The following is a 26,530-nucleotide window of genomic DNA, read 5'->3' as shown; positions in this document are numbered from 1 at the left end:
CAAAGTATTGACACCCAGTGGGGCCCGGGTGAGGCTTCCGCGCGGAGACGATCAGGCGGGGAGGCGATGACGGCGTGAAGATCGGCGTGCTCGGATGGGACTACTCGGGCATCGACCCCGATGGCCACAGCTTGGTCGAGCACGGCCGGCGGCGGGGGCACGAGACCTCGTTCGCCACGCTGGACGAGGTGACGTACGTGCCCGGGCCGGACGGTGTCGAGGTCCTGCTGGCCGGCGAACCCGTGCGGTCCTTCGACGCGTTCATCAACCGCTCGCGCTGCTTCGGCGCGGATTCCCAGGAGCGCATGGAGCGCCTGCGCATGATCGGCAGCACGCCGGGCGTCCGGCTGTTCGCACCGGCCGACGCCTGGCAGACGGCCAGCAGCAAGTTCCTCACGGCCCAGCGCCTGGCCCGGGCCGGGCTCCCGACCCCTCCCGTGCGGTCGATCTCCTCCCTCCCGGAGGTGGAGGCGGCCTGCGCCGAGTGGGGCGACGTCATTCTCAAGCCGAGCGACGGGTACGGCGGCGCCGACGTGGAGCGCATCGCCGACTTCGGGGCCGAGAAGGACATAGCCGAGGAACTCCTGGCGCGGACGTCGAACCTGCTCTGCCAGCCCTTCTACCCCACCAAGGGCGGCGAGTTCCGCATCACGGTGGCCGGCGACACCGCGCCCATCAACATCCTCAAACTGCCGCCGCCCGGCTCCTGGCGGTGCAAGACCCTGGAGGGCGCAAGCTTCGAGCGGTACGACGCCCCCGAGGAGCTCCTCGACATCTCGCTGCGCGCCACCCGGGCGCTGGGCCTCACCCTGGCGGGTCTGGACATCCTGCCGCACGAGGGCGGCTACCTGATCCTCGAGGTGAACGAGGTGCCCGGATTCCTCAGCATCCTCGGCCCCGCGCAGCACCGGCAGGTGCTGGACGGCGTGTACGACTGGGTCGAACGGGAGACGGGCCCCGCGGCCCGGACGGCAGCGGCCGTGGACACGACCGGCCCGCAGAATGGCTGAGGAGGCCGGGATGCGCTACACGACGTTCGGCAGGAGCACCGGTCTGCGCGTCTCCGAGTTCGCGCTGGGCACCTCCAACTTCGGGGCGGGCGTGGGCGACAGCGACGACGCGAGACGGCTGCTGTGGGGGCGGCGCGGCGACGGCTCCGGCAGGGAGGAATGCCGGCGGGTCTTCGACCGGTTCGCGGAAGCGGGCGGCACCCTCCTCGACACCGCGGACAGCGCGCAGTTCGGAGAGGCGGAGACGCTGCTGGGCGAATTCCTGGCCGCGGACCGCGACCACTTCGTGGTCTCGACGAAGTACACCAACAGCGCCTCCACCCGGCCACGCATCTCGGACACCGGCAACAGCCGGAAGAACATGATCCGCTCGGTGGAGGGCAGCCTGCGCCGACTGGGGACCGACTACATCGACCTCTACTGGGCGCACTTCCCGGACGGTCTCACGCCCGCCGAGGAGATTCTCGCCGCCATCGACCATCTGGTGAGCAGCGGCAAGATCCTCTACGCGGGGTTGTCCAACTTCCCCGCATGGCGGGTGTCCCGTGCGGTCACCATCGCCGAGCTGCGCGGCTGGTCACCCATCGTGGCGGTGCAGACCGAGTACAACCTGGTCAATCGGACCGGGGAGCGGGAACTGCTCCCGATGGCGGACGCGCTGGGCCTGGGCGCGGCGCTCTGGTCTCCGCTCGCCGGGGGTCTGCTCACCGGCAAGTACCGCCGGACCGAGCAGGGGTGGGTCAGCGAAGAGAACCGTCGCCACCCCCGGAACGACACCGACCGCATCGCCGAGATCGTCTCCACGGTGCTGGACGTCGCCGAGGAGACCGGCATGTCGCCGTCGCAGGTCTCCCTCGCCTGGCTGCGGAACCGGGCGGCCGGTGCGGCAACCGCGTACATACCCATCATCGGCCCGCGCACCGGGGAGCAGCTCGACCACTACCTGGAGGCGCTCACGACCTCGCTGAGCGGCGAGCAGGCTGCGCGGCTCGACAAGGCCAGCGCCATCGAGCCCGGCAGTCCCCACGAGATCACCGGCCTGGTCAGGGAGTCGCTCCTCGGAGGGGACTCCTCCCGGGTGGACGACGCGTCTCCTCCGGTCGCGTGACGGCTGCGGGCGGGCCCGGGGGAGGACATCCGTCCGCCCCCGGACCCGCCCGCCCCGCCGCCGTCACGCCTCTGCGGCCATCCGGTGGACCGTGGTGGGCGCGAGGAACGGCGCACCGTACCGGGCCGTGTCGACCGTGCCGGTGTGGAAGAGATGTCCCGCCAGTTCGGGCTTCTCCGCGTGCGCACCGGACCGGTCCCGGGCGGCATAGGCGAGCAGGAACGTGGGATCGCCCAGGTTGCTCAGGTCGAGCACCAGATCCGCCTCGTCCGCGGCATCGGGGTCACCGAACCGGTGCGAGGGGATCGGCTCGAAACCGAGTCCCGACTTGAACCCGAAGAGGCCGGGCTTGGTGAGATGGCCCATCAGGTTGGGCTCGTTGCCGAGCGTGGCGTACCGGTAGCCCTTGCGCCGGGCGACGCGAAGCGCGCTCAGATAGAGCACACGAGCCAGGCTGGAGCGGCGGTGCAACGCCGTCACGGCGGAGAAGCGCAGCACGGCAGCATCGCGTTCCGGCTCCTCCCGCACCAGACAGGCCCCCGCCAACGGGCCCGATGCCTCGTGGGCGTACACGCCGAACCACTTGTCGGGCCCTTGCAGGATCGCCTCTCGGTACCCCAGCGCGAAGGGCACGCCGAACCGCATGTCCGCCACGCGTTCCGCGTACAGGGCGAAGAAGGCGTCGAGGGATTCGGGGCTGACGGGCTCCTCCACGACTTCACGGAGTCCCCCGGCGACGGCGTGCCGCCGGGCGCGGCGGACGTCCTGGCGACGGAGGCGAGGCAGCCGTTCGAGGAAGGCGTCCTCGTCCGGCCCGAGTTCGGCCAGCCACGTCACGGTGGCGGGCTTGCGCAGGAAACCGTGCGCGGCGAGCACACCGAGGCCGCCGTCGGGAGGGTCCGGCACGCGGGCCACGTCGATGTGCCGCTCGGCCCGGCGCCACGGCTCGTCCGCCACCTCGTCGGGCGGGACGAGCGCGAGCGCCAGGCCGTAGTGGTCGACGATCTCCATGCTCAGGCTGCCGCCTGCAGACGGTCCGCGAACGTCGCCAGGGCGCGCGACCAGTTCCCGGCGTACTCCGTCACCAGGCGGGTGAACTCCTCGGCCTCCTGCGGGCTCTCGACGAGGTGGGTCATGCCCGTCTCGTCGTCGCTCACCTGGGCGGCGTGCACCGTCTCCGCCTTGATGTGCGCGTCGATCCAGGCGAGTTGCTCGGTGGTGGTGAACAGGCGCTCGCCGTCCACGAGGACCTTCCCGTACATCCGGCGGAAGCCCACGGCGATGTCGAGCGCGATGGTCTCCACGACACGCAGCTGCACTGCTGCGCCGAGCGGGGAGGTGGCGAGGCGGTCCATGTTGGCCAGCAGTGCCTCCACCTCCGGCGGCCTCCCGGCCGCCCCGGCCCGCGCCTCCTCTCCGACGTGCTTCTCCAGCGGGGCGACGATGGTGTCGTCCCACCACACGTAGTGGATGCCCGCGGGTCCCCGCGGCGCGACCTCGCTGAACTCGGGCGCGGCGTTGTCCAGGTCGTCCCCGATGACCTGGTACACGGTCTGGAAGGCCCCCAGGATGTCGCGGGAGGGGGCGCGGTCGTTCAGGAAGCGCCGGGCCATCACCCCAAGGCCCGCGAGGGTGCTGAACATGAAGCCGTGGGTCATGTCGCGCCACCACAGCCCGATGGCGAGTCCCGCTTCGGGGGTCACCGACTCGACGCCGCGTGCGGTGGAGAAGAAGGGGTTGTCCGCCCGGCGGAGGCCGGCGGTGTCTATCTCCTTCTCCACCCGTTCGTCGAGCACGTCACGGTCCTGTGCGGAGAACTCGGCAACAGCAGTCACGATTCTTCTCTCCTCTACGGCTCTAGACACCCAGCTTCTGCTTCACTTCGGCGAAGAACGGCACGTACCGGTAGTCGCGTGCCACGGGGTCGTAGTCGGTGTACGCGTTGGTCAGTTCGAGAAGCTGCTTGCGAACCGCCTCCAGCGGCTCGGTGTGGATGCGGTGCTCGATCCGCTGGATCTCGCCGAGGAACGAGGCCAGTGCCTCGTTCACCGCGGGGAGCAGTCGGATGGTGTGGCCCTCGACCCGTATCCCGCCGTGCCGTTCGAGATAGCCGAAGAGCAGCTGCGAGGCGACGGCGTCGTAGTTGGGTCGGGGGATTCCCTCCACGGCATACCGCAGGAGGCGTTCGGCCAATATGTACTCGTAGGCGGTCAGGGCCTCCTCGCGGGGCAGTTCCTGGTCACCGAGCAGCGCGAGCATTCCGGAGACGTCGACACGGAGCTCCTCCAGTCCCGCGAGCGGCTTGTACTTCTTGGCGTCGAGGAACTCCGGGATCGGCATGTCGCCCTGGCGATGGTGGTATTCGTGCATCCGCACCCACCATGAGGAGGCCTGCTCGATCACGTCGTCGGGAGCTCCCTGGATGCGGGGGAAACTGCCCTCCGCCATCACCTCGTCGATCATTTTCCGGGTGATGCGGTTGTGCCGCTCGAGGAACTTGTCGATGAAGTAGAAGATCAGGTCGTCCGGCTGCTGGATGCCGTCGAGATGGTTCTCGGGGAAGAGCGCCACCACCACCCGCGACCCGAAGCCCTCGGAGCGTCCGGTGATCCGGACCGGGGCCGTGTTGCTCGCGTACTGCCGCGCCAGGTGCGGATCGGCGGGAAGTTCCTGGTAGGTGAGGTAGTCGAGCGAGAGCCGGGGGAAGTACGAGGCGTCGAACAGGGAGAAGATGTGCCCGTCGCGGCGGCCGTTGATGTGGGCCTTGGTGGCCTCCAGCCTGCGCCCCGGCTCGAACGTGGCCAGGTCCTCCAGGAAGGCCTGCGCGACGGGCTGCCGGCGCAGCGCGGGCGAGTCCTCGATACTCCGGGCCAGACGCCGCAGCGTCCCGGGGTCACGGTAGGAGGACCTCTCTCCGAGCTGCTTCCTCAGATCGTTCACCTCGGTGAAAACCGGACTCAGGTCTTGCACAGCACACGCTCCCTCCGCGCAGCGCCCCGTTGCGGCATCGGGCCGAACCTCGGGGAGCGTAACCGTCTGGAGGAACGGTGAACAGATGTCGGATGACGTGCATGTGAGCGCGAGTCATCCGGGCGCCGGGTAGCGCGTGCGGACCGGTGGCACCGAAATCCACTGCGGCACCACCGGTCGTGCAGAGAGGGTCACACGCTGCGCATGCGTATCGCCAAGCCGTGGCCGACACCCAGGTACAGAAGCGCCGGCAGCCCGTAGTTGAGGAGGACACGCAGCGCCTCGCTCTCCATCGTGAAGATGTCCTGGGACCAGAAAGCCAGGAGGTCCGCGACACTTTCCACGAAACCGACGAACACGTTCGCCTGGTTGGCGCCGAGCAGATACAGCAGAATCCAGAGTCCGAGAAAGGATGCGGCGATGTCCGCCACCGTGCAGATCACCACAGCAGCGCGACGGGAAGACGAACGACGCGGGTTCTGCTCGTAGTTGTCGTTTACCGGCATAGGTTCTTGGGCAGGGTACATGGAAACCCTGATTGCCCCGCCCGGGGTTCTCAAACGTGCCCTGCGTGGAATTCACCGGTCCCACGCAGGGTGTTCTCCCTGCCGCCGGGGAACCTGCACGAACGGCGCGGCACCCGCGGGCCGCTACCGGTCAGCTCGACTCGGCCACGGGTTTCAGGACCACGAACTCGGCACCCGACGGGTCGGTGCACACGGCCAGACGGCCGACTCCTTCCGTGTCCTCCGGCCCCATCATCACGGTCCCCCCGTTCCCGCGAACGGTCTCCACGGTCGCGTCGCAATCCTCGACGCCGAAGACGGGGTGCCAGTAGGCCTTGCCGCCCATGTGCTGCAACTGGTCGGCCGACAACTGCATCAGGCCGCCGTGCATCCGCTCCGGCGGCCGGCCGGCGGGCGTGATCAGCGTGTAGGTCATGTCGGCGTTCCCGGGCAGCGGCATCTCCTGGTACTGCCAGCCGAAGAGGTCGCGGTAGAAGTCCTTCGCCGCCGCGGCGTCCGGCGCGAACAGCTCGATCCAGCCGAGCGAGCCGGCGTCGTCCGTGCGCTCCAGACCCGACTTCTGCTCACCCTGCTGCCACACCGCGAACTGCGCTCCCTGGGGATCGGTGAGCTGTGCCATGCTGCCCCACTCGCCCATGGCGGTGGGGGCCACTCGCACGGCGCCGCCCGCCCGGGACGCGGCGTCGGCGGTGGCCGCCGCGTCGTCGGTACGGAAGTAGACCATCCAAGCGGACCGCGCCCCCTCCTCCGAGAGCGCCCCGAGCGCCGCCACGGCCTTGCCGTCCTTCCGCAGGGCCCCGTACCCGCCGGCCTCCGGCCCGAAGGACTGGTACTCCCAGCCGAACACGGCGCGGTAGAAGTCGGCGGCGGCCTGGATGTCGGGCGCTCCCAGATCCAGCCAGCAGGGGGATCCGTGCACGGCATCAGTGGTGATCACGACGATGTCCCTTCGCAGTGTGCTCGCTGCGCTCAGCGTCCCACCGCCCCCGGACAGTCCGCCCCGGGACACGGGACGGCCCGCGCACCCGAACCCTTCTGGCGGCACCCCACGGCCCGACCGTCCCCCGAACAGAGCGAAGGCCCGGCAGCTGCGCTGCCGGGCCTTCGCCTTCAGTAGCGGGGACAGGATTTGAACCTGCGACCTCTGGGTTATGAGCCCAGCGAGCTACCGAGCTGCTCCACCCCGCGTCGTGATCTCTACTGTACGGCATCGGGCGCGGGACGCGAAATCGCGTCCCGCGCGCCGTGCCGGGGCGGGGCCGACCGGCCCACCGCCGCGGCCGGCCCCACCGTCCCCTACCCCCCGGGAATGGTCCGTCAGTGGGCGCCTGCTCCCGTCAGGGACCGCACCTCCAGTTCGGCGTACTTCTCGCCGTCCTCGTCCTCGTTCCCCCGGGACAGCACTGTGCCCAGCCACCCGAGGAAGAAACCGAGCGGGATGGACACCAGGCCGGGGTTGTTCAGCGGGAACCACTGGAAGTCGGCTCCGGGGAACATGGCGCTGGGGCTGCCGGAGACGACGGGCGAGAAGAACACCAGCACCACCGAGGAGACCAGGCCGCCGTAGATGGACCACAACGAGCCCGTGGTGTTGAACCGCTTCCAGAACAGGCTGTAGAGGAGCGTCGGCAGATTCGCCGACGCGGCGACGGCGAAGGCCAGTGCCACCAGGAACGCCACGTTCAGCTTCCCGGCGAAGATGCCGAGCACGATCGCCACACCGCCGATGAGCACCGCGGCGATCCGGGCGGCACGCACCTCCTCCTGGTCACTGGCCCGGCCCTTGCGGATGACGTTGGCGTACAGGTCGTGCGCGAAGGACGACGACGAAGCCAGCGTCAGACCGGCCACCACGGCGAGGATGGTCGCGAAGGCCACGGCGCAGATCACCGCGAGAAGGATCGCTCCGCCCGTCGAGTCGGCGCCGCCGCCGATCTCCTGTGCCAGCAGCGGTGCCGCCGTGTTGCCCGCGGCGTTCGACTCGGTGATCTCCTTCGGCGAGAGCAGCGCGGCAGCGCCGAACCCGAGGGCGATGGTCATCAGGTAGAACGCGCCGATGATCCCGATGGCCCAGATGACCGACTTCCGCGCGGCCTGCGCGGTGGGCACCGTGTAGAAGCGGATCAGGATGTGCGGGAGTCCCGCCGTGCCCAGGACGAGCGCGAGCCCCAACGAGAGGAAGTCGATCTCCGAGGTGGCCGAGACGCCGTACTTCAGCCCGGGTTCCAGGAACGCGGCACCGTGGCCGCTGTTGTCCGCCGCCGCGCCGAGCAGCGAGGAGACGTTGAAGTCGAACTTGAGCATCACCAGGAACGTGATCAGCAGCGTGCCCGCGATGAGCAGGCAGGCCTTGATCATCTGCACCCAGGTGGTGCCCTTCATGCCGCCGATGGTGACGTAGAGGATCATCACGACGCCGACGAGGACGACGATGAGGTTCTTGCCCGCGTCGCCGGAGACGCCGAGCAGCAGCGCCACCAGTGCACCGGCGCCGACCATCTGCGCGAGCAGGTAGAAGATGGACACCACGATCGTCGACACGCCGGCCGCGGTGCGCACCGGGCGCTGGCGCATCCGGTAGGCGAGCACGTCGCCCATGGTGAACCGCCCCGAGTTCCGCAGCGGTTCGGCGACCAGCAGCAGCGCCACCAGCCAGGCGACCAGGAAGCCGATGGAGTACAGGAAGCCGTCGTAGCCGAACAGCGCGATGGCGCCGGCGATGCCCAGGAACGAGGCGGCCGACATGTAGTCGCCGGAGATCGCGAGGCCGTTCTGGAAACCGCTGAAGGAACGTCCGCCCGCGTAGTAGTCGGTGGCGTCCTTCGTGCGCCGCCCGGCCCAGACCGTGACGCCCAGGGTCGCGGCCACGAAGACGGAGAACAGCGTGATGATCAGTGTGCGGTGTTCGCTCGCGTCCGACGCCGCAAGCTGTGTGATGGTGTTCATGCGTCGCCCTCCACACGGGACTTGATGGCATCGGCCGGCGGGTCGAGCTTCGTCGCGGCGTGGCGGGAGTACCACCAGGCGATGACGAAGGTGGAGAGGAACTGGGCCACGCCGAACACCAGGGCGACATTGACGTTGCCGATGACCTCGGTGCCCATCAGGCCGCCGGCGTAGATCGACAACAGGACGTAGAGGAAGTACCAGGAGATGAACGCCACGGTCAGCGGGAAGGCGAAGGACCGGTGGGCGCGGCGCAGCGCGCCGAACTCGGCACTGCCCTGCACGTCGCGGTAGCTCCGGGACGCGCCCGCTCTCGCGGCCGGTGGTGTTTCCTTCACAGGAGGACCTCCTGTCGGTGCCGTGCGCGCACGGCGCGCGGCACGGTCGAGCTGCATCGCACGGATGCCGGTCGAGCCCGACGGTAGGGAGTCGGCACCCGGCCGGGGAGGCGTCACGCACCGCCGGTCGCCGGATGGTGGCCCCGGTGCGGCGGACGGTGCCCGGCGCGCGACGAACGGTCGGCCGGGCGCGGCGAACGGTGCGCCCGGCACCGGGATCCCCGGGCGTCAGGCCGGCGTCTGGGGCAGGTGGAGCCGGGCCAGGGCCCGCGATGCCCCGGCCGGAACCCGGGACTGCGTCGCCAGCGAGACGGCCACCATCGTCAGAAAAGCGAGCGGGACGGTCCAGGCGGCCGGTTGCCCCACGAGCGCCCCCCACCAGCCGCCGCCGGGGACGCCGAGCAGGGTCAGCACCAGCGCAGCCGTCGCCAGGCCACCCCCGGCCAGCATGCCGGCGAGCGCCCCGGCGGCGGTCAGCCGCCGCCACCAGATCCCCAGCACCAGCAGGGGGCAGAAGGAGGACGCCGCGATCGCGAACACCAGCCCGACCTCCCGGGCGATGGAGATGCCGGGGGCCGACAGCAGCAGCGCCAGCCCGCACGGCACGGCCGCAGCCGTCACCGTCGCCCTCCGGAAGCCCCGCACCCCGCCCCCGAACACGTCCTGGCACAGCACCGAGGCCACCGAGAGCGTCAGGCCGGAGCACACCGACAGGAAGGCCGCGAACGCGCCGGCGATGACCACGGCCGTCAGCACGGCCCCGGCCGGGCCCGGAACCAGCCGTCCGGGGAGAAGCACCACCACGGCGTCGGCGTGGCCCGACCCGACCAGGTCCGAGGCGTAGCGCCGCCCCAGCCCGCCGTACACCGCCGGCAGCAGGTAGAAGGCGCCGAGGAGTCCGAGCACGCCGACCGCGGTGCGCCGGGCCGTGCGGCCGTCGGGGTTGGTGTAGAAGCGTGCCACGACGTGCGGCAGGCCCATCGCGCCGAAGAACGTGGCCACCATGAGCGAGTACAGGCCGTACAGTTCCGGTCCGGCGCCGGAGGGCAGCGGCCCCGGTCCGGACGCGGCGGGTGCCGGCACACCCGGGCCGGCCGAACCGTCGTCGGCCGAACCGCCGTCCAGATGCCAGCCGTTGCCCCACAGCACCACCATGACCAGCGCGGGGACCGCCAGGGCGGCGAGCTTGAACCAGAAATGGAAGGCCTGCACCAGCGTGACGCTGCGCATCCCGCTCGCCAGCACGTTGAGCAGCACCACCGCGGACACCAGCAGCGCCCCCGCCCAGGCCGGGGCCTCGAAGGCGGTGCGCAGCGCCAGCCCCGCGGCCTGGAGCTGCGGCACCTGGTAGAGCCAGCCGATGAGCACGACGAAGGCGGTGGCGGCCCGGCGCACCGCGAGCGATCCCAGGCGGGCCTCGGCGAAGTCCGAGACCGTGTAGGCCCCGCTCCGGCGCAGCGGTGCGGCAACCAGCACCAGGAGCATCAGGAATCCCGCGGTGTAGCCGATGCCGTACCAGAGCATGGGCGCGCCGAAGGCCAGCACCAGCCCGGCGATCCCCAAATAGGAGGCGGCCGACAAGTATTCGCCTCCGACGGCCGCCGCGTTGCGCAGCGGCGACACACTGTGGGAGGCCACGAAGAAGTCCGAGGTGCTGCGCGAACGCAGGCCGTAGGCGCCGACGCACACGCTGGCGACCGAGACGAGGACCACCGCGACCGAGTTCAGCAGCAGACTCATGGGCGCCGTCCCGTCACACGTCAGGAGTGGTCGACGAGTTCGGCGAAAGCGCGCTCGTTGCGTTCGGCCCGCCGGACGTACAGGGCGCCGGAAGCGACGAGGAGCAGGTGCGCGGGCACACCGAGCACCAGCCACGGCAGGGAGAGACCCCACAGTCCCGCCTCCGGCCACAGCGCGAAGACCAGCGGCAACGATCCGAGCAGCACGCAGACCCCGGCAGCCACCGCGACTCCCAGGCGGAGCTGGGAACGCATCAGTGCCCGCAGGTACACCTCGCCCAGCGGCGTCTGTTCCCGCACCTCGCGAGCGACCGTGTGGTGCGGCCCCGGGCGCGCGGCCCTGGTGCGGGGGTGGGTGACGACCTCCCGCTTCGGACGCCTAGCCATCCGCCGCCTCCTCGGTGCCGGCGTCCGCGGCCGCTGCCACGGGCCTCCTCCGTACGAGGAGTTCACGCAGACGCCCGGTGCTGCGCCTGCTGACCGGCAGCAGCGCGTCACCGACGCGCACCGTGAGCCGACCGCCCTCGAAGCGCACCTCCTCGATGTGGTCCACGGCCACCAGGTGCCGGCGGTGGATGCGGATGAAGCCGGCGTCCGCCCACTCCTCCTCCAGGGTGCTCAGCGGCACGCGCACCAGGTGGTCGGAGGCCGCCAGGCACAACCGGGCGTAGTCCCCCCGCGCCTCCACGTGCCGTACCTCGGAGCGGCGCACGAAGCGTGTCACTCCGGAGAGTTCGACCGCGAGCACCGGGTCGTCCGCCGCCGTCGACGGGGCCTGCCCCGGGACGGCCGGACCGGCCGCCGTACGGTCGCCGCCGCCGCGGAGCGCGGCCACGCGGCGCACCGCCTCGGCGAGGCGTTCCGGGCGCAGCGGCTTGAGCAGGTAGTCGACGGCCCGGAGTTCGAAGGCGGGGACGGCGAAGTCCTCGTGGGCGGTGACGAAGACGACGGGCGGCGGAACCGCGAACCGGGAGAGGACGCGGGCGACGCCGAGCCCGTCCAGGCCCGGCATGCTGACATCCAGGAACAGCCCGTCCACCGGGGTTCCCGCCTCCAGCGCGCGGTCCAGGGCCAGCAGCGCGGCCGAGCCGTCCGCAGCGGGTTCGACGCGGCCGACCTTCGGGTCCCGGCGGAGCAGGTAGCACAGCTCCTCCAGGGCGGGCGGTTCGTCGTCGACCGCCAGCAGGTGCAGCATCCGGCGATTGTGGGCACCCGTGACAGAGCCGGTCAACCACGGCGGCACCCCCGCTCCGGCGCGCGGGCCCGGTCGTGGACGGCCGGTCATGAGGCGGCCACGCCGGGCTGATACTTCGGCACCCGGACATGGACCTTCGTGCCGGCCCCCGGTGCGGTCTCGGCGACGAGCCCGTACGCGTCCCCGTAGATGTGACGCAGCCGGCTGTCCACGTTCGCCAGCCCCATGCCGTTGCCGGAACCCGCCGCGGCCGAGGGGTCGCCGTCCGCCTCGTCGGCGAGCACGCGCCGCAACTGCGCCGGGTCCATCCCCGCGCCGTCGTCCTCGACCGTGATGTGCGCCTCGGCGCCGGCGTCCTCGGCGACGACGAGGAGGTGGCCGGTGCTGGCCTTCCCCTCGAGGCCGTGACGCACCGCGTTCTCCACCAGCGGCTGCAGGCAGAGGAACGGGACGCACACCGGAAGCACCTCGGGCGCGGCCTGCACCGTCACCCGGAGGCGGTCGCCGAACCGGGCCTGTTCCAGGGCCAGGTACTGCCCGATCGAGCGCAGCTCCTCGGACAGCGTCGTGAAATCGCCGTGCCGCCGGAAGGAGTAGCGCGCGAAGTCGGAGAACTCCAGCAGCAGCTCGCGCGCCCGTTCCGGATCGGACCGCACGAAGGAGGCGATCGCGCCGAGCGCGTTGTACATGAAGTGCGGCGAGATCTGCGCCCGCAACGCCCGCAGCTCAGCCTCGACGAGCAGGGTGCGGGAGCGCTGCAGCTCGGCGATCTCCAGCTGCCCCGACACCCAGCGCGCGACCTCGCGGCACGCCCGGACCAGGCCGGGGGTCACGTCACGGGCGTGGGCGACGAGCGCCCCGGTCACCGAACCGTCGACGACCAGGGGGGCGAGCACCGCCTGCCGCAGCGAGCACTGCGGTGCGGAGCAGCGCACCCGCTGGCCGGAGGCCACGGACACCCGCCCGCCGTGGAGCGCCGGGGTCGCCAGCTCCACCGTGCGGTCCGCGTGGTCCGCGTGGTGTCCGGCCCGCCCGCGGCGTTCCGACCGGCCGCCGAGCGCGGAGGCGCCGCACGGGTTCCCGACGCCGTCCCAGGCCAGCAGCCGGTCGGTGTCCGTGAGGGCGAGTGCCGGCACCCCCAGCAGCGCCCGCAGATGTCCCGCCGCCGCGCCCGCGGACCGCTCGGTCAGCCCACCGCGCAGCTCCGGCGAGGCCAGCGACGCCAGGTGCAGGGCCTCGAAGGCCGCCTCCTCCGCACGGTCACCGGCGCCGCGCCGGCTTCGCCCCCGGTGCGGCCGCCACGTGCGCGCGGCCGGGCCGGCGGTGTCCAGGACGGCCGCCGCAGCGGCACGCACGGCGCGGAGAGCGGCGTTCATGGCGCCACGGTAGTGCGGTCGTCGCGCCGGCGGTACGGGGCGCGACGGCTGCCGGTCGTCCGCCCCTCCCTGCCTCAGCGGGCGAAGACCTGCGCGTCGTCGGCGAACGCCTTGAACTCCAGGGCGTTTCCGGCCGGGTCGAGGAGGAACATCGTCCACTGCTCGCCGGGCTCGCCCTCGAAACGCAGATGGGGCTCGATGACGAACGCGGTACCCGCGGCACGGAGCCGGTCGGCCAGTGCGTGGAACTCGGGCACCGCGAGGAGCAGCCCGAAGTGCGGAACGGGAACGTCGTGCCCGTCCACAGGGTTGTGGGCGGGTCGGGGAACCCCGGGGGCGAGGTGGGTGACGAACTGGTGACCGTGCAGGTTCCAGTCCACCCACCTGTCGGCGCTGCGGCCCTCTTCCAGACCGAGGAGCCCGCCGTAGAAGCGGCGGGCCGCGTCCAGGTCGTCGACCGGTACGGCCAGGTGGAAACGCGGAACCGGGGAGTCGTGAACGGTCACGTGCTGCCGTCCTTCCGTCGCGGGTGCGCCCCGGGAAGCCGCCGGGACGGACCGCCACAGCGTACGCAGCGGAGGCCCGGAGCGGGGCGCCCCGACTCTTGACCACCCAGCACGGAATTGGTCTACTCCACCCGGGGGAATCGCCGCACCCGCTTCCGCCCCGCCGTGGGCACCAGGAGGGCTCCTGCCATGTCGTCCACGCCTCCCGCCGCCACCACCGGCGCGACGAGATCTCCCGCACCGCCGCGCCGGGCGCTCGTCGCCGGCTCCGTCGGCAACTTCATCGAGTGGTACGAGTTCGGCGTCTACGGCTACTTCGCCACCGTCATCGCCGCGAACTTCTTCAGCGCGAACGGCGGGAGCGACCTCGAGTCGCTGGTGAAGACCTACGCGTCGTTCGCACTGGCCTTCTTCTTCCGCCCGGTCGGCGCCGCCCTGTTCGGCCGCGTGGGGGACCGCTTCGGACGCAAGCCGACGCTGGTCCTCGTCCTGCTGCTGATGACCGTGTCGACGACCCTCATCGGCGTGCTGCCCACGTACGCGACCGTCGGCGCCGCGGCACCCTGGCTGCTCACCCTGCTGCGGATCTTCCAGGGCCTCTCCGCCGGCGGCGAGTTCGGCGGCGCCGTGTCCGTCATGACCGAGTTCGCCCCGCCCGGCAGGCGCGGCCTGTACGGCGCCTGGCAGTCCTTCACCGTCGGCCTCGGTCTGCTCGCCGGCGCGGGCATGGCCGCGCTGCTCGCCACCGCACTGACGGAATCGGCGCTGACCGATTGGGGCTGGCGCATCCCGTTCCTGCTGACCCTGCCGCTGGGCCTCGTCGCACTGTGGGTGCGCCTGCGGCTCGACGAGACACCCGAGTTCGTCCGCGAACAGGGCGGGGAGAGCGCCTCCGGCGCGGCGGACGCGCCGAGCGCAGCGCCGGACGGGAAGCCCTCCGCCGCGGAGACCGCGAAGGCGATCCTCCTCGGAGCGGGACGACTCATGGGCTGGTCCGCCGCCGGCTACACCTTCCTCGTGGTCATGCCCTCCTACCTGCAGGCGACCCTGGACGCCTCCTTCCAGCAGGCACTCCTGGCGACCGTCGTCGCCAACGCCGGCTTCACCGCGATGATCCTGCCCGCGGGACGCCTCAGCGACCGCCTGGGCCGACGCACCGTCATGCTCACCGGGGCCCTGCTGATCGCCGTGCTGTCCTGGCCGCTGCTCAACCTGCTGCAGGCCCCGGACACGTCCACGGCCGTGAAGGGCGCGGGAGTGTTCGCCGCCGGTGCGGCCGTCGGCATGCTCGCCGGCCCCGGCCCCGCCATGCTGTCGGAGATGTTCCCGACCTCCGTCCGGTACACCGGCCTGGGGCTGACCTACGCGCTCTCGAACGCTGTCTTCTCCGGCAGCGCGGGCCTGATCATCACCGAACTCGTGAAGCGCACCGGTGACGTCGACATCCCCGCCTACTACGCCGCCGCGACCTGTGCCGTCAGCGCCCTCGCGCTGTGGACACTGCGCGGCGACGACCACCTGCGCCCCCTGCGGCGCACCGCGGGAACCGAGCGCATCGCGACCCCCGAGCCCGGCACGGCATCCGGCACGACCGGGAAGGCCGCCGAGTGAGGCGCGTCATCGGCCTCATGTCCGGCACGTCCCACGACGGGATCGACGCGGCTGCCGCCGATCTCCACCAGGACGGAGACACCCTGGTGCTGCACCCGCTGGGCATGCTCACCGAGCCCTACGACGCCGCGCTGCGCGACGAACTGGCCGCGGCCCTCCCCCCGTCGGCGACCAGCCTGCACCAGGTGTGCCGGCTGGACACCGGCATCGGCCGGGCCTTCGCCCGCGCCGCGTGCCGCGCCAACGAGGAACTGTGCGATGCGCGCGCCGACCTGGCCGTCTCCCACGGCCAGACCGTCTACCACTGGGTGGACGACGGCCGGGTACTCGGCACCCTGCAGCTCGGCGAGCCGGCGTGGATCGCCGAGGAGAGCGGCCTGCCCGTCGTCTCCGGCCTGCGCACCCGGGACGTCGCCGCCGGCGGGCAGGGCGCCCCCCTGGTCGGCCTGTTCGACGCGCTGTGGCTGGCGAGCAGGCCGGGGCGGCCCGTCGCGCTGAACCTCGGCGGCATCGCGAACCTGACCGTCGTCGACGGGGACGCGCCACTGGCCTTCGACACCGGGCCGGCCAACGCCCTGCTCGACGCGGCCGTCGCGGACGCCACCCACGGACGCCTGCGCTACGACGCGGACGGCGCGCTCGCCGCCCGCGGGCGCGTCGACGACGAGTTGCTGCGCACACTGCTGAACGACCCCTACTACGCACGCCCCGCCCCCAAGACCACCGGAAAGGAACTGTTCCACCTCGGGCACCTGCGCGCGGCGCTGGCCGGGCGTGAGCCCGCGTTGGAGGACCTGGCGGCCACGCTGACCGCGCTCACCGCCCGCACCGTGGCCGACGCGGTGCGGAGCGTGGGCGGCAGCGAGGTGCTCGCCTCCGGGGGCGGCGTCCGGAACCCGGAGATGATGCGGCGACTCGGCGCCGAACTGGGCGACGGCGTCGCGCTGCACCCCTCCGACGCGCTGGGCGTCCCCGCGGCGGCCAAGGAGGCGTACGCGTTCGCGGTCCTCGGCTGGCTGAGCGTGCACGGGCTGCCCGGCACCGCGCCCTCGTGCACCGGCGCCCGGCATGCGAGCGTGCTCGGCTCCCTCACACCGGGCCGGGACGGGTTCCCGGCACCTCCGGCCCCCTCGGCCCCGCCCGGGCGGCTGCACGTGACCACCTGGGACGAACGGCACCGGCGTTAGCGTGGAGAGGTGCACGGCGGCACGGTGTCGCTGTTCCTGTGCGGCGACGTGATGCTCGGCCGGGGCGTCGACCAGATCCTTCCCCACCCCGGCGACCCCGCCCTGCGGGAACCCTCACTGACCGACGCCCGCTCCTACGTCGCCCTGGCCCGTGCCGCGAACGGCCCGTTCCCCCACCCCGTCGACCCCGCCCGGCCGTGGGGCGACGCCCTCGCCGTGCTGGACGAGAACGCCCCGGACGTCCGGGTGGTCAACCTGGAGACCAGCGTCACCCGGAGCGGCGCGTTCGCTCCCGGCAAGCAGGTGCACTACCGGATGCATCCCGCCAACCTGCCGTGCCTGGCGGCCGCGCGTCCCGACGTCTGCGCCCTGGCCAACAACCACGTGCTGGACTTCGGCCGCCGCGGACTGGCCGAGACGCTGCACTCGCTGGAGGCCGCGGAACTCCCCGCGGCGGGCGCGGGGCGGAACCTCGAGCAGGCCGCGCGCCCTGTGACGGTGCCCGTCGGCGGCGGCCGCCGGGTGGTCGTCCTCTCCTTCGGGATGCCGTCCAGCGGCATCCCGGTGAGCTGGGCCGCCTCCCGGGACACGGCCGGGGTGCACCTGGTCACCGAGCCCTCCGACGCCGCGGCCGACGCCGTCGCCGCCCGCCTCGCCGCAACGGCGCGCCCCGGCGACGTCACCCTCGCGTCGGTGCACTGGGGCAGCAACTGGGGCCACCGCATCCCGCCGGAGCAGGTCCGGTTCGGGCACGCCCTGGTGGACCGCGGGGTCGACGTGGTGCACGGGCATTCCTCGCACCACCCGCGTGCCGTCGAGGTCCACCGCGGCAGGCTCGTGCTCCACGGCTGCGGCGATCTCGTCGACGACTACGAGGGCATCACCGGCCACGAGGAGTACCGCGACGACCTGCGACTCCTGTGGTTCGCGGAGGTCGGGGCCGGCACCGGCCGAACGGCAGCCCTGCGCGCCGTGCCCGTCCGGGCGCGCCGCATGCGGCTGCGACGCGCCTCCCGCGAGGAAACCGCCTGGCTCCGCAGCACCCTTCAGCAGGCGTGCGAGCCCTTCGGCACCCGGGTCCGCACCGCCGGGGACGGAAGCCTGTCCTTCGACTTCCGCTCCCCGGCGCGGCGGACTACTGCGGCGGAACGGCCGCGACGGGCTGCCGGTAGGTGAACTTCCGGCTGAACTCGACGAGGCGCCGCCGACGGTCCTCCTTGGCACGGCGCTTCCGGACCGCCTCGAGCTTCTCGAGGGCCTGCGGCCTCGGTTCGGCCTTCACGCCGGAGCGCTCGTAGCCGTGGTGCTCCATGTTCTCGGCGAGCACATGCTCCACGAACGCGACGGCCCGCTTGTTCAGCTCCTCGCGCCAGCGTTCCAGCGGCGCGTCCGTCACCGGCTTGCCGGCGTTCTCGTGCATGGCGCCCGTCGGCAGGTTCTCGCCCTCGTGGTAGGCGAGCATGTGCGGGATGCCCGCGGGGTCGAGGTCGTAGAACGCGCAGAGGCGTTCCATCGCGGCCCGCGGATCCGCGACGAGGTCCTCGTAGCGGATCTCGGTGATCTGGTGCGACGGCAGCCTGCGCATCGCGCGGCGCACGCTCTCGTCGGTGCGCTCCCAGATGTTCACCGCGGACGGCAGGTTGCCCCAGCCCTTCCAGTGCTTGCCCATCGAGGCGACGCAGGCACGCGGATCGCGGACGACGTTGACGAACCGTGCGTCCGGGAACATGGCGAACAGCGCGTCCAGGTTCTGCGAGTAGGACGGCCGCTTGTCCCCCCAGCGCGGCTTGCCCGCGTGGACCGCGTACCGGACGAACGGGGTGGCCATCAGGGAGCCGATCGTGGGCGAGGCCTCGCCGAAGGCCTCCACCAGCTCGTCCTCCGGGATGCCGATCCGCTCCGAGAAGCGGCTCTTGGGCAGCTCGAGAACCCAGCGCGCGGCGGCACGGCGGTTGTCCGCCCGGGAGAGGTCGCCGAACTCGTTCCGCCGACGCCATGCGGGGACGACGAACTGCGTCTCGTGCGGGACGGCCAGGTCGGGGTGGCTGTCCAGCATCGTGCGGAGCAGTGTGGTGCCCGAACGGGGGCAGCCGCCGACGAACACCGGCGGGCCGGCCGCGCGGGGTGCGGGCTCGGCGGCCTGCTCGGCGTGTACGTCCTCAGTGGGTATCTCGACCATGCTTTGAGAGGGTAGAGGTCATACCCCGCCCTGGCTATCCGCAACCCTTCGTTCGGGTGAACGGCGAGAATCCGCACGGAGCCTCCGGACGACGGGACGCCCGAGGTGCCGGAGGGAACGGAGGGGACTGCCGGCACCGGCAGGGCACTAGGAGTCGGCGGCCGGCCGGGGGCCGGGCTCCGGCCAACCCAGCGGGTAGGGGTCGCGGCCCTCCGGAGCGGCGGCCGGCGCCTCGCCGCCCGCCCGGCCGAAGGCGTCCAGGGCGACCACCAGCGCCGTGCGGTGCTCCGGCTCCATCCGCGTCACGATCTCCGCGATCTCGCGCTGCCGCACGGCCGTGACCTCCGCGACCAACTCCCTGCCCTGGTCCGTGAGGCTCAGCACGTTCTCGCGCCGGTTCTCCGGATTCGTGCGCCGGTCCACCAGCCCCGCGGCGACCAGGCGGTCCACCATCCGCATCGCGGTGGACGGGTTCACACCCAGCCGGGCGGCCAGCACCACCAGCTTCCCCGGGCCCTGCTCGGAGAGCATCACCAGCAACCGGAACTGCGGCAGCGTGACCCGCCCCTCCACCGCCGCGAGCGACCGGGCGGAGACCGCGACCAGCAGCCGTGACGCGGTGAGCACCGCACGGGTCACCTCGGCCACGTCCTCCTGGGCCCCACCGGCCGGCGGGACCACCCCTCCACCGGCATCCCCACAGGCGTCCTCGCAGCCCCCCGGGGCGCGTACGTGCTCGGTCATGCCTCCCGTTCTACCAATCGCGCGCCCGCCCGGATCGGCAACCGTGCCACTTCGCCCGGCCCCCGGAAACCCGCACTTGACAAACTTTGCATAATACAAAGAAGACAGAAGGGAAGGAATGAGCCTCACCGAGCCAGAGAAGTCCGCCGCACCGACCGAGACCGCCACCCGCGACACCCGCACCGCACGTCCCGGCCGCACCGCCCCCGCCGCGAGCGGACCACCCCCCGAACCACCACCGGGAACCCGGCGCGCGAGCCCCCGCCCTCTGCCTTCGAGCGCGCCCCACGTCTCCGGCACGCTGCTGCTCCTCGCGCTCGTCGTCGGCGCCATGGCCGGATTCGGGTCCATCGCCTTCCGCTGGCTCGTCGACACCTTCACCGTCGTCTTCTCCGGCCACGCCGACTACGCCGGAGCGGGCCACGCCGCACACCCGCAGCTGCCCGCCCTCGGACCGTGGTTCGTGCTCCTGGCCCCCGTGGCCGGAGGACTCCTCTACGGCCCGCTCGTGCACCGCTTCGCACGCGAGGCCCGCGGCCACGGCGTGCCCGAGGTGATGTACGCCGTCGCCCGGAAGGGCGGCCGCATCAAACCCGCCGTCGCGGTCGTGAAGTCCCTCGCCTCCGCGCTGTGCATCGGCTCCGGCGGCTCGGTGGGGCGCGAGGGCCCCATCGTCCAGATCGGGTCCGCGCTGGGCTCCACGCTGGGCCGCGTCGCGAAGGTGACCGAGGGCAGGATGCGCCTGCTCGTCGCCTGCGGAGCCGCCGGCGGCATCGCGGCCACGTTCAACGCCCCGCTGGCCGGCGTCTTCTTCGCCATGGAGCTGATCCTGCGCGCCTTCACGGTCGAGGCGTTCGCCGCCGCGGTGCTCTCCAGCGTCACCGCGGCCGTCATCAGCCGCGCCGTCCTCGGCGACGTCGCGTTCCTGACCCTGCCGCCCTTCCACGTCGACCACCTCGCCCAGTACCCCCTCTTCGCCGTGCTGGGTGCGGCGGCGGGAGTCGTCGGCATCGGCTTCACCCGGATCCTGTACCTCGTCGAGGACGCCTGCGACTGGGCCTGGCGCGGCCCGGAATGGCTGCGCCCCGCGGCCGGCGGACTGCTCCTCGGGACCGTGCTGCTCGTGCTGCCCGAGATGTACGGCGTCGGCTACCCGGTGCTGGAGAACGCGGTGCACGGCGGATACGCCGCCGGATTCCTGCTGCTGCTCGTCGTCGGGAAGATGCTCGCCACCAGCCTCAGCATCGGCATCGGCGGCTCCGGCGGGGTGTTCGCCCCCAGCCTGTTCATCGGTGCGGCACTCGGCGCCGCCTACGGCGCCGGGACGCAGGCGCTGCTGCCCGACGGGATCGCGGGCGCCGCCGGGGCCTACGCGCTGGTGGGCATGGGTGCGGTCTTCGCGGGCTCCTCACGGGCCCCGATCACCGCGGTGGTGATCCTCTTCGAACTCACCGGGCAGTACAGCATCATCCTGCCGATGATGCTGGCGATCGTGCTGGCCACCGTGACCAGCCGCCTGCTGAGCAACGACACGATCTACACCCTCAAGCTCCGCCGCCGCGGCATCGACCTGAACGGGCCGCCGCCTCCGGTACGGGCGGCGAACCATGCCGTCCGGGAGGTCATGGAGGCCGCGCCGCCGCACGTCCCGGCCGACGCCGGACTGGAGAGCGCCGCGCGCCTGGTCAACGCCTCCGCCCACGGCGCACTCCCGGTGTGCGACACCGACGGGAGGTATCTCGGCACGCTGACGGTCCGGACCGTGGCCGACGCGCTGGGCGACCGGACCGGCCGGGAGAGCGCACCCCGCACCGCGGCGGACGTCGCGGCCCGGCCCACACCGGTCACCGCGGACACCCCGCTGCCCGGCGCGCTGACCGTGCTCGCCGAGGCCCCGCCCTCCGGCATCCCGGTCCTCGCGGACGCGTCACGGAGCAGCGCCGAGGCCGACGGCTCCGCTTCGCGGCAGGTGGTCGGCTGGCTCACCCACCGGGCCGCCCTGCGGTCGGTAACCGCCGCCCCGGCCTCCACGAGCACGCCGGAGACCCGCACCGCGACCTGAGCGACGCCCGGGCCCGGGCCTGCACCCGCGTTCGGGGGGGGGCGGAACCGGCCCGGGCTGTCAGCTGTCCGGCAGCCGGTCCCAGAAGTGCTGGACGATCTCGTCGAGGTAGCGGTTGCCGGCGGAGCCGGCGGCGGTGTCGCTGCCGGCTCTGCTGAGGGTCGCGGTGATCAGGGTCTGGTACTCGTGATGCATGGACCGCAGCGGCTCCTTGAGCTCGCTGCGGTCCATGGAGACCAGCTTGGCGATGGCGCGGATGTGCGCCTGCCAGCGGGTGGAGACGGCTTCTCTCAGAAGTTCGGCGAGTTCGTCCTCGAGTCCGGTCACGGCGACGAAGTCTCGCGGCGGAAGTTCGAGAAGGCTTCCCAGCTTGGCGGACTGGCGTCTGTCGCCCGTCCAGCGGCCGGTCTCCTCCATGCGCTGGTAGTCGCCGAGCCGGATCCCGGTGGCCCTGGCGATGTCCTCGGCGGCGACTCCGCGCGCCAGACGGTGTTCGAACAGGGTGCGCGGCCTGCCCATGATGTCGCCGGGGGCGCACCACAGAGCACCTGCGAGGGCGGCGATCTCCGAGGAATCGGGAAGGGCCTCGCCTTGCTCCCACGCGGCGACGTGGTGAGGCGTGATGTGCGTCATGCCGTAGGAGACACGCATGCCGTGCGCGACGTGACCGGGTGTCATGGCGAGCTTCTCCCGGAAGGTGCGGGCAGCGCGCGCATTGAAGGAGAGCGGTGGATGCACGGGCAGAGAGTAGGGAGTTACCCACGGCAACACCATGACAGGTTTCGCCCGTTCCCGACATGAACTGATTACTCCCTGCGGATTCCGTAGGAAGCTACAACGGTCTGTTCTGGCGTCAACTACGGGATTTCGCAGAGCGATTGCGGCCCCGAATCAGCCGCGTAAGATCCGCTCCCGTCATGCCACATGTGTGATCGCACGATTCCTGTCACACACCGTGCGGCACGTTCTGCCCCACCTCCCTGCCAGATCCAGGAGACGCAGTCATGCAGACCAGCACGACCAGTCCGACGAAGGCCCCACCGGCCACCGGCCCCGTCGGCCCGCTCGACCGGTTCTTCCGCATCACCGAACGCGGCTCGACAATCGGCCGGGAGATACGCGGTGGGTTCGCCACCTTCTTCACGATGGCCTACATCCTCGTACTCAACCCGATCATTCTCGGCGGCACCGAGGACAAATTCGGCCAGACTCTCGATGCCACCCAACTGGCCACCGCCACGGCCCTGGTGGCAGCGGTGATGACGGTGATCATGGGAGTGGGCGGCAACCTGCCACTGGCGCTGGCAGCCGGCCTGGGCCTCAACGCAGTCGTGGCGTTCCAGGTCGCTCCCCTGATGAGCTGGGACGACGCCATGGGCCTCATCGTGCTCGAGGGCCTGCTGATCTGCGTCCTGGTGCTGACCGGCCTCCGGGAGGCCGTCATGCATGCGATCCCGCAGGCACTGAAGCAGGCCATCAGCGTCGGCATCGGCCTCTTCATCGCCTTCATCGGTTTCGTCGACGCCGGGTTCGTCACCCGCATCCCGGACGCCGCGAACACCACCGTGCCCGTTCAGCTCGGCACCGGCACCCTCACCGGCTGGCCGATGCTCATCTTCTGCCTCGGCGTGCTCGTCACGATCGTCCTCCTCAGCCGCAAGGTGAAGGGCGCCATCCTCATCAGCATCGTCCTGATGACCGTCCTCGCCGTCGTCGTGAACGCCCTCGCCGACATCGAGACCTGGGGCCTGACCACCCCCGCGCTGCCCGACCACCCCCTCGCCGCCCCCGACTTCGGACTCCTCGGCCAGTTCGACGTCCTCGGCGCATTCGGACAGGTCAGCATCCTGACCGTGGTCCTGCTGACCTTCACCCTGATCCTGTCCGACTTCTTCGACACCATGGGCACGGTCGTCGGCGTCACCGCGGAGGCAGGACTCCTCGACGAACGCGGCCAGGTCCCCGGCCTGGGACGTGTCCTGCTCATCGACAGCACCGCGGCAGTGGCCGGCGGCGCCGCCTCCGCCTCCTCCGCCACCACCTACATCGAGTCCGCCGCCGGCGTCGGAGAGGGCGCCCGCACCGGCTTCGCCAGCGTCATCACCGGCGGCATGTTCACTCTCGCGCTCTTCATGACACCGCTGCTCACCATCGTGCCCCTCCAGGCCGCGTCCCCCGCCCTCGTCGCGGTCGGATTCCTGATGATGACGCAGGTCCGGCACATCGACTGGGACCGCTACGAACTCGCCGTCCCCGCGTTCCTCACCATCGCCGTCATGCCGTTCACCTACTCCATCACCAACGGCATCGGCGCCGGCTTCGTCGCCTACGTCGTCATCAAGGCGTGCCTGGGCAAGGCCCGCGAGGTCCACTGGCTGCTCTGGGGCACCGCGGCACTCTTCCTCGTGTACTTCGCCATCGAACCGGTGAAGCAGCTCCTCGGCACCACCTGACCGACCACCGGCCCGACCGGGCCCACAGGCGAAGGGCCGGGTCACCCCGACCCGGCCCTTCCTCATACCTCCCGACACATCCCGCACGGACGTGCCGGGAGGCATCCGCCCCCTACAGGGAACGGGCCAGACGGTCGGAGACGAGACGGGCGAACCGGGCCGGGTCGCCCAACTCCCCGCCCTCCGCCAGCAGAGCGGTGCCGTACAGCAGCTCGGCGGTCTCCGCCAGCGCCGGATCGTCCGCATCCTTGCCGTGGGCCGCGAGCAGCCCCGTCACCAGATGATGCCCGGGGTTGAGCTCGAGGATCCGCTTGACGGGCGGGGCGCTGTGCCCCATCGCGCGGTACATCTTCTCCATCGTCGGCGTCATGTCGTGCGCATCGTTGACCAGACAGGCCGGCGAGGTGGTGAGCCGGGTGGACAGGCGGACTTCCTTGACCTGCTCGCCCAACCGGCCCTGCAGCCAGGACAGCAGCGGCGCGAACTCCTCCTTGCGCTCCTCGTCCTCCGGCTTGGCGTCGTCCTCGCCCTCCGCCTCGTCGAGATCGACCTGCCCCTTGGCGATGGACTGCAGCCGCTTCCCGTCGAACTCGCGCACCGCCTCCACCCACATCTCGTCCACGGGGTCGGTCAGCAGCAGCACCTCGTAGCCCCTGGCGTGGAACGCCTCCATGTGCGGGGAGTTCTCGATCTGCGACCGGGACGAACCGGTCATGAAGTAGATCTCCTCCTGCCCCTCCTTCATCCGCTCCACGTATCCGGCCAGCGTCGTCTGCTGCTCCGGGTCGTGAGTGGAGGAGAACGAGGCGATGTCGAGGATCGCGCCCTGGTTGTCGGTGTCGCTGAGCAGGCCCTCCTTCACGGCGCGGCCGAACTCCCGCCAGAAGGTGCGGTAGCGGTCCTCGTCGGACTTCATCAGCCCCTTCACCGTGGACAGCACCTTCTTCACCAGGCGCCGGCGCATCAGATGGATCTGCCGGTCCTGCTGGAGCAGCTCGCGGGAGATGTTCAGGGACAGGTCCTGCGCGTCCACCACACCCTTGACGAAGCGCAGGTACTCCGGCATCAGCTCCTGGCAGTCGTCCATGATGAACACCCGCTTCACGTACAGCTGGACCCCGGAACGGCTGTCGCGCGTGTACAGGTCGAACGGTGCCTGCGACGGGATGAACAGCAGCGCCTCGTACTCGAACGCCCCCTCCGCCCGGAGCGAGATCGTCTCCAGCGGATCGTTCCAGTCGTGGCTGACGTGCCGGTAGAACTCCTTGTACTCCTCGTCCTTCACCTCCGAGCGGGGGCGGGACCAGAGCGCCTTCATCGAATTGAGCGTCGTCAGCTCGCGCTTCGGCGCGTCCGCCTCGGCGTCCCCGTCACCGGGCCGCTCCACCTCCATCCGGATCGGCCAGCCGATGAAGTCGGAGTACCGTTTGACGATCTCGCGGATCTTCCACTCTTCGGTGTAGTCGAAGAGGCGGTCCTCCTCGTCCTTCGGCTTGAGGTGCACGGTGACCGCGGTCCCCTGCGGGGCGTCCGGGACCGGCTCGACGGTGTAGGTGCCGTCGCCGTCGGACTCCCAGCGGGTGCCGACGTCCTCGCCCGCGCGGCGGGTCACCAGCGTCACCCGGTCCGCCACCATGAACGTGGCGTAGAAGCCGACGCCGAACTGGCCGATCAGCTCCCGGGAGCCCTCGCCGTCCTCCGCCTCCTTCAGCCGTTCCAGCAGCTCGGCCGTCCCCGACTTCGCCACGGTGCCGATCAGCTCGACCACGTCGTCACGGGACATGCCGATGCCGTTGTCCCGCACGGTCAGCGTGCGCTGCTCCCGGTCCGCCTCGATGCGGATGTGCAGGTCGCCGGTGTCGACGTCGAGGTCCGGCTCGACGAGCTTCGCCCGCCGCACCTTGTCCAGGGCGTCGGAGGCGTTGGAGATGAGCTCCCGGAGGAAGATGTCCTTGTTCGAGTAGATCGAGTGAACCATGAGGCGCAGCAGCTGCCGCGCCTCCGCCTGGAACTCGTGGGTCTCGGTCTGCGTACTCACATGGCCCCCTGTGTGCGGCGACATTCGGTGCGTCATGGATGGTAAAGGACCGTCGGCAGAGAGGCGCCGCCGGTCACCGGACTCGTCCGGTCGCATGCCGCCCCTGCCCCTCGCCTCCGCCCCTCGGAGGAGCCACGTCGACGGCACCGTCCCGTACGTCGAACCCCGATGCGTTCATCCCCGCCCGCGAACGCCGCGGAGAACGGAAACGCCCCCTTCAGGGGCAGATTCCTCGCTACGCATGACCGGGGAAGGGCACATTCTGGAAAGGGACGCAACACAGGGGACGCGACGACACGTAATTCGTCATGAAATGACACCGGACCACAATGGATCATGCGTACCTCCACAGCAGTAAGAGAGCTTTGAGTGGATCCCTCTTTTACTCTGGGGTTCGGCGGGACGACAGGTCGACTGTCCGTCGTTCACCCGCCGGTCGGGGGGGGCAGAGTTCTTGCCGCGGGGAGCGTGAAAAACACAGCGAGCCGGGGGGGGGGGGGGGGGGGGGGGCGGGGCGGGGGCCGCCGGGGCCGGCGGCGGG

Annotated in this window: 23 protein-coding genes and 1 tRNA gene; 7 read left to right on the top strand and 17 right to left on the bottom strand. The window is 71.5% G+C overall.

Annotated features, from left to right (window positions below; all coding sequences use genetic code 11):
• Positions 1-74 precede the first annotated feature (74 nt).
• Positions 75-1,010 (top strand): ATP-grasp domain-containing protein, encoded by a 936-nt coding sequence (locus ACL06G_RS16440; protein WP_412786314.1) that lies wholly within the window; start codon positions 75-77, stop codon positions 1,008-1,010.
• A gap of 10 nt (positions 1,011-1,020) precedes the next feature.
• Positions 1,021-2,118, top strand: coding sequence for an aldo/keto reductase (locus ACL06G_RS16435; RefSeq protein WP_412836231.1), 1,098 nt, complete (start codon positions 1,021-1,023; stop codon positions 2,116-2,118).
• Positions 2,119-2,181: 63 nt separating this feature from the next.
• Here ACL06G_RS16435 and ACL06G_RS16430 read toward each other — a convergent pair whose 3' ends face one another.
• The 13 genes from ACL06G_RS16430 to ACL06G_RS16370 all read right to left on the bottom strand — a co-directional run bounded on the left by ACL06G_RS16430 (position 2,182) and on the right by ACL06G_RS16370 (position 13,715).
• Complete coding sequence (locus tag ACL06G_RS16430; RefSeq protein WP_412836230.1) at positions 2,182-3,129, bottom strand: GNAT family N-acetyltransferase; 948 nt, start codon at positions 3,127-3,129, stop codon at positions 2,182-2,184.
• A gap of 2 nt (positions 3,130-3,131) precedes the next feature.
• Positions 3,132-3,953, bottom strand: a complete 822-nt coding sequence (locus ACL06G_RS16425) for a DUF6202 family protein (protein ID WP_412786311.1) — start codon at positions 3,951-3,953, stop codon at positions 3,132-3,134.
• A gap of 22 nt (positions 3,954-3,975) precedes the next feature.
• Positions 3,976-5,088 carry a DUF6421 family protein gene (locus ACL06G_RS16420; protein ID WP_412786310.1) on the bottom strand — a complete coding sequence of 371 codons (1,113 nt, stop codon included), beginning with the start codon at positions 5,086-5,088 and terminating at the stop codon, positions 3,976-3,978.
• A 191-nt stretch (positions 5,089-5,279) separates the two neighbouring features.
• On the bottom strand, positions 5,280-5,594 hold the full coding sequence (locus ACL06G_RS16415; RefSeq protein WP_412786309.1) for a hypothetical protein: 315 nt from the start codon (positions 5,592-5,594) through the stop codon (positions 5,280-5,282).
• 151 nt (positions 5,595-5,745) lie between these two features.
• Complete coding sequence (locus ACL06G_RS16410; RefSeq protein ID WP_412786308.1) at positions 5,746-6,552, bottom strand: VOC family protein; 807 nt, start codon at positions 6,550-6,552, stop codon at positions 5,746-5,748.
• Between the two features lie 177 nt (positions 6,553-6,729).
• Positions 6,730-6,803, bottom strand: a tRNA-Met gene (locus tag ACL06G_RS16405).
• 129 nt (positions 6,804-6,932) lie between these two features.
• Positions 6,933-8,561, bottom strand: a complete 1,629-nt coding sequence (locus ACL06G_RS16400) for a monocarboxylic acid transporter (protein WP_412786307.1) — start codon at positions 8,559-8,561, stop codon at positions 6,933-6,935.
• The gene (locus ACL06G_RS16395; RefSeq protein WP_412836229.1) at positions 8,558-8,956 is read right to left on the bottom strand and encodes a DUF485 domain-containing protein; all 399 of its coding nucleotides are present in this window, start codon (positions 8,954-8,956) and stop codon (positions 8,558-8,560) included. The genes ACL06G_RS16400 and ACL06G_RS16395 overlap by 4 nt, the downstream gene beginning before the upstream one ends.
• A gap of 171 nt (positions 8,957-9,127) precedes the next feature.
• Positions 9,128-10,639 (bottom strand): sodium/solute symporter, encoded by a 1,512-nt coding sequence (locus ACL06G_RS16390; protein WP_412836228.1) that lies wholly within the window; start codon positions 10,637-10,639, stop codon positions 9,128-9,130.
• A gap of 20 nt (positions 10,640-10,659) precedes the next feature.
• On the bottom strand, positions 10,660-11,025 hold the full coding sequence (locus ACL06G_RS16385) for a hypothetical protein (RefSeq protein ID WP_412786304.1): 366 nt from the start codon (positions 11,023-11,025) through the stop codon (positions 10,660-10,662).
• The gene (locus ACL06G_RS16380; protein ID WP_412786303.1) at positions 11,018-11,833 is read right to left on the bottom strand and encodes a LytR/AlgR family response regulator transcription factor; all 816 of its coding nucleotides are present in this window, start codon (positions 11,831-11,833) and stop codon (positions 11,018-11,020) included. Before ACL06G_RS16380 ends, ACL06G_RS16385 begins: the two co-directional genes overlap by 8 nt.
• A gap of 86 nt (positions 11,834-11,919) precedes the next feature.
• Positions 11,920-13,209, bottom strand: coding sequence for a sensor histidine kinase (locus tag ACL06G_RS16375; protein ID WP_412836227.1), 1,290 nt, complete (start codon positions 13,207-13,209; stop codon positions 11,920-11,922).
• Positions 13,210-13,283: 74 nt separating this feature from the next.
• On the bottom strand, positions 13,284-13,715 hold the full coding sequence (locus tag ACL06G_RS16370) for a VOC family protein (RefSeq protein WP_412836226.1): 432 nt from the start codon (positions 13,713-13,715) through the stop codon (positions 13,284-13,286).
• Between the two features lie 189 nt (positions 13,716-13,904).
• On the opposite strand from ACL06G_RS16370, the gene ACL06G_RS16365 reads away from it, so the two are divergent.
• The 3 genes from ACL06G_RS16365 to ACL06G_RS16355 are packed head-to-tail and all read left to right on the top strand — an operon-like array spanning position 13,905 to position 17,689.
• Positions 13,905-15,326, top strand: a complete 1,422-nt coding sequence (locus ACL06G_RS16365) for an MFS transporter (RefSeq protein ID WP_412836225.1) — start codon at positions 13,905-13,907, stop codon at positions 15,324-15,326.
• On the top strand, positions 15,323-16,513 hold the full coding sequence (locus ACL06G_RS16360) for an anhydro-N-acetylmuramic acid kinase (RefSeq protein WP_412836224.1): 1,191 nt from the start codon (positions 15,323-15,325) through the stop codon (positions 16,511-16,513). Before ACL06G_RS16365 ends, ACL06G_RS16360 begins: the two co-directional genes overlap by 4 nt.
• A gap of 9 nt (positions 16,514-16,522) precedes the next feature.
• Positions 16,523-17,689, top strand: a complete 1,167-nt coding sequence (locus tag ACL06G_RS16355; protein ID WP_412786298.1) for a CapA family protein — start codon at positions 16,523-16,525, stop codon at positions 17,687-17,689.
• On the opposite strand, the gene ACL06G_RS16350 is transcribed toward ACL06G_RS16355, so the two are convergent.
• Complete coding sequence (locus ACL06G_RS16350; protein WP_412786297.1) at positions 17,649-18,692, bottom strand: sulfotransferase family protein; 1,044 nt, start codon at positions 18,690-18,692, stop codon at positions 17,649-17,651. The two genes, ACL06G_RS16355 and ACL06G_RS16350, sit on opposite strands and share 41 nt — an antisense overlap.
• Before the next feature lie 147 nt (positions 18,693-18,839).
• Positions 18,840-19,436: a MarR family winged helix-turn-helix transcriptional regulator gene (locus tag ACL06G_RS16345; RefSeq protein ID WP_412786296.1), complete on the bottom strand. Its 597-nt coding sequence runs from the start codon at positions 19,434-19,436 to the stop codon at positions 18,840-18,842.
• 304 nt (positions 19,437-19,740) lie between these two features.
• On the opposite strand from ACL06G_RS16345, the gene ACL06G_RS16340 reads away from it, so the two are divergent.
• A complete protein-coding gene (locus ACL06G_RS16340; protein WP_412786398.1) occupies positions 19,741-21,498 on the top strand; it encodes a chloride channel protein in 1,758 nt (585 codons plus the stop codon).
• Between the two features lie 60 nt (positions 21,499-21,558).
• Here the strand turns inward: ACL06G_RS16340 and ACL06G_RS16335 are convergent, their stop codons facing one another.
• Positions 21,559-22,236: a helix-turn-helix domain-containing protein gene (locus ACL06G_RS16335; RefSeq protein ID WP_412786295.1), complete on the bottom strand. Its 678-nt coding sequence runs from the start codon at positions 22,234-22,236 to the stop codon at positions 21,559-21,561.
• 266 nt (positions 22,237-22,502) lie between these two features.
• On the opposite strand from ACL06G_RS16335, the gene ACL06G_RS16330 reads away from it, so the two are divergent.
• Positions 22,503-23,951 carry an NCS2 family permease gene (locus tag ACL06G_RS16330; protein WP_412836223.1) on the top strand — a complete coding sequence of 483 codons (1,449 nt, stop codon included), beginning with the start codon at positions 22,503-22,505 and terminating at the stop codon, positions 23,949-23,951.
• 112 nt (positions 23,952-24,063) lie between these two features.
• On the opposite strand, the gene htpG is transcribed toward ACL06G_RS16330, so the two are convergent.
• Positions 24,064-26,013, bottom strand: a complete 1,950-nt coding sequence (gene htpG / locus ACL06G_RS16325) for a molecular chaperone HtpG (protein WP_412786293.1) — start codon at positions 26,011-26,013, stop codon at positions 24,064-24,066.
• Positions 26,014-26,530 lie beyond the last annotated feature (517 nt).

It is taken from the genome of Streptomyces callyspongiae, from assembly GCF_047200695.1.
Classification (GTDB): Bacteria; Actinomycetota; Actinomycetes; order Streptomycetales; family Streptomycetaceae; genus Streptomyces.
This window is presented reverse-complemented; position numbering and strand designations above follow the sequence as displayed.

What these genes read in the sequence shown, in the direction of transcription:
- htpG (WP_412786293.1), bottom strand. Translation starts at nt 26,013, where the DNA reads ATGTCGCCGCACACAGGGGGCCATGTGAGTACGCAGACCGAGACCCAC.
- ACL06G_RS16430 (WP_412836230.1), bottom strand. Translation starts at nt 3,129, where the DNA reads ATGGAGATCGTCGACCACTACGGCCTGGCGCTCGCGCTCGTCCCGCCC.
- ACL06G_RS16400 (WP_412786307.1), bottom strand. Translation starts at nt 8,561, where the DNA reads ATGAACACCATCACACAGCTTGCGGCGTCGGACGCGAGCGAACACCGC.
- ACL06G_RS16435 (WP_412836231.1), top strand. Translation starts at nt 1,021, where the DNA reads ATGCGCTACACGACGTTCGGCAGGAGCACCGGTCTGCGCGTCTCCGAG.
- ACL06G_RS16345 (WP_412786296.1), bottom strand. Translation starts at nt 19,436, where the DNA reads ATGACCGAGCACGTACGCGCCCCGGGGGGCTGCGAGGACGCCTGTGGG.
- ACL06G_RS16385 (WP_412786304.1), bottom strand. Translation starts at nt 11,025, where the DNA reads ATGGCTAGGCGTCCGAAGCGGGAGGTCGTCACCCACCCCCGCACCAGG.
- ACL06G_RS16380 (WP_412786303.1), bottom strand. Translation starts at nt 11,833, where the DNA reads ATGCTGCACCTGCTGGCGGTCGACGACGAACCGCCCGCCCTGGAGGAG.
- ACL06G_RS16365 (WP_412836225.1), top strand. Translation starts at nt 13,905, where the DNA reads ATGTCGTCCACGCCTCCCGCCGCCACCACCGGCGCGACGAGATCTCCC.
- ACL06G_RS16390 (WP_412836228.1), bottom strand. Translation starts at nt 10,639, where the DNA reads ATGAGTCTGCTGCTGAACTCGGTCGCGGTGGTCCTCGTCTCGGTCGCC.
- ACL06G_RS16395 (WP_412836229.1), bottom strand. Translation starts at nt 8,956, where the DNA reads ATGCAGCTCGACCGTGCCGCGCGCCGTGCGCGCACGGCACCGACAGGA.
- ACL06G_RS16350 (WP_412786297.1), bottom strand. Translation starts at nt 18,692, where the DNA reads ATGGTCGAGATACCCACTGAGGACGTACACGCCGAGCAGGCCGCCGAG.
- ACL06G_RS16375 (WP_412836227.1), bottom strand. Translation starts at nt 13,209, where the DNA reads ATGAACGCCGCTCTCCGCGCCGTGCGTGCCGCTGCGGCGGCCGTCCTG.
- ACL06G_RS16415 (WP_412786309.1), bottom strand. Translation starts at nt 5,594, where the DNA reads ATGCCGGTAAACGACAACTACGAGCAGAACCCGCGTCGTTCGTCTTCC.
- ACL06G_RS16330 (WP_412836223.1), top strand. Translation starts at nt 22,503, where the DNA reads ATGCAGACCAGCACGACCAGTCCGACGAAGGCCCCACCGGCCACCGGC.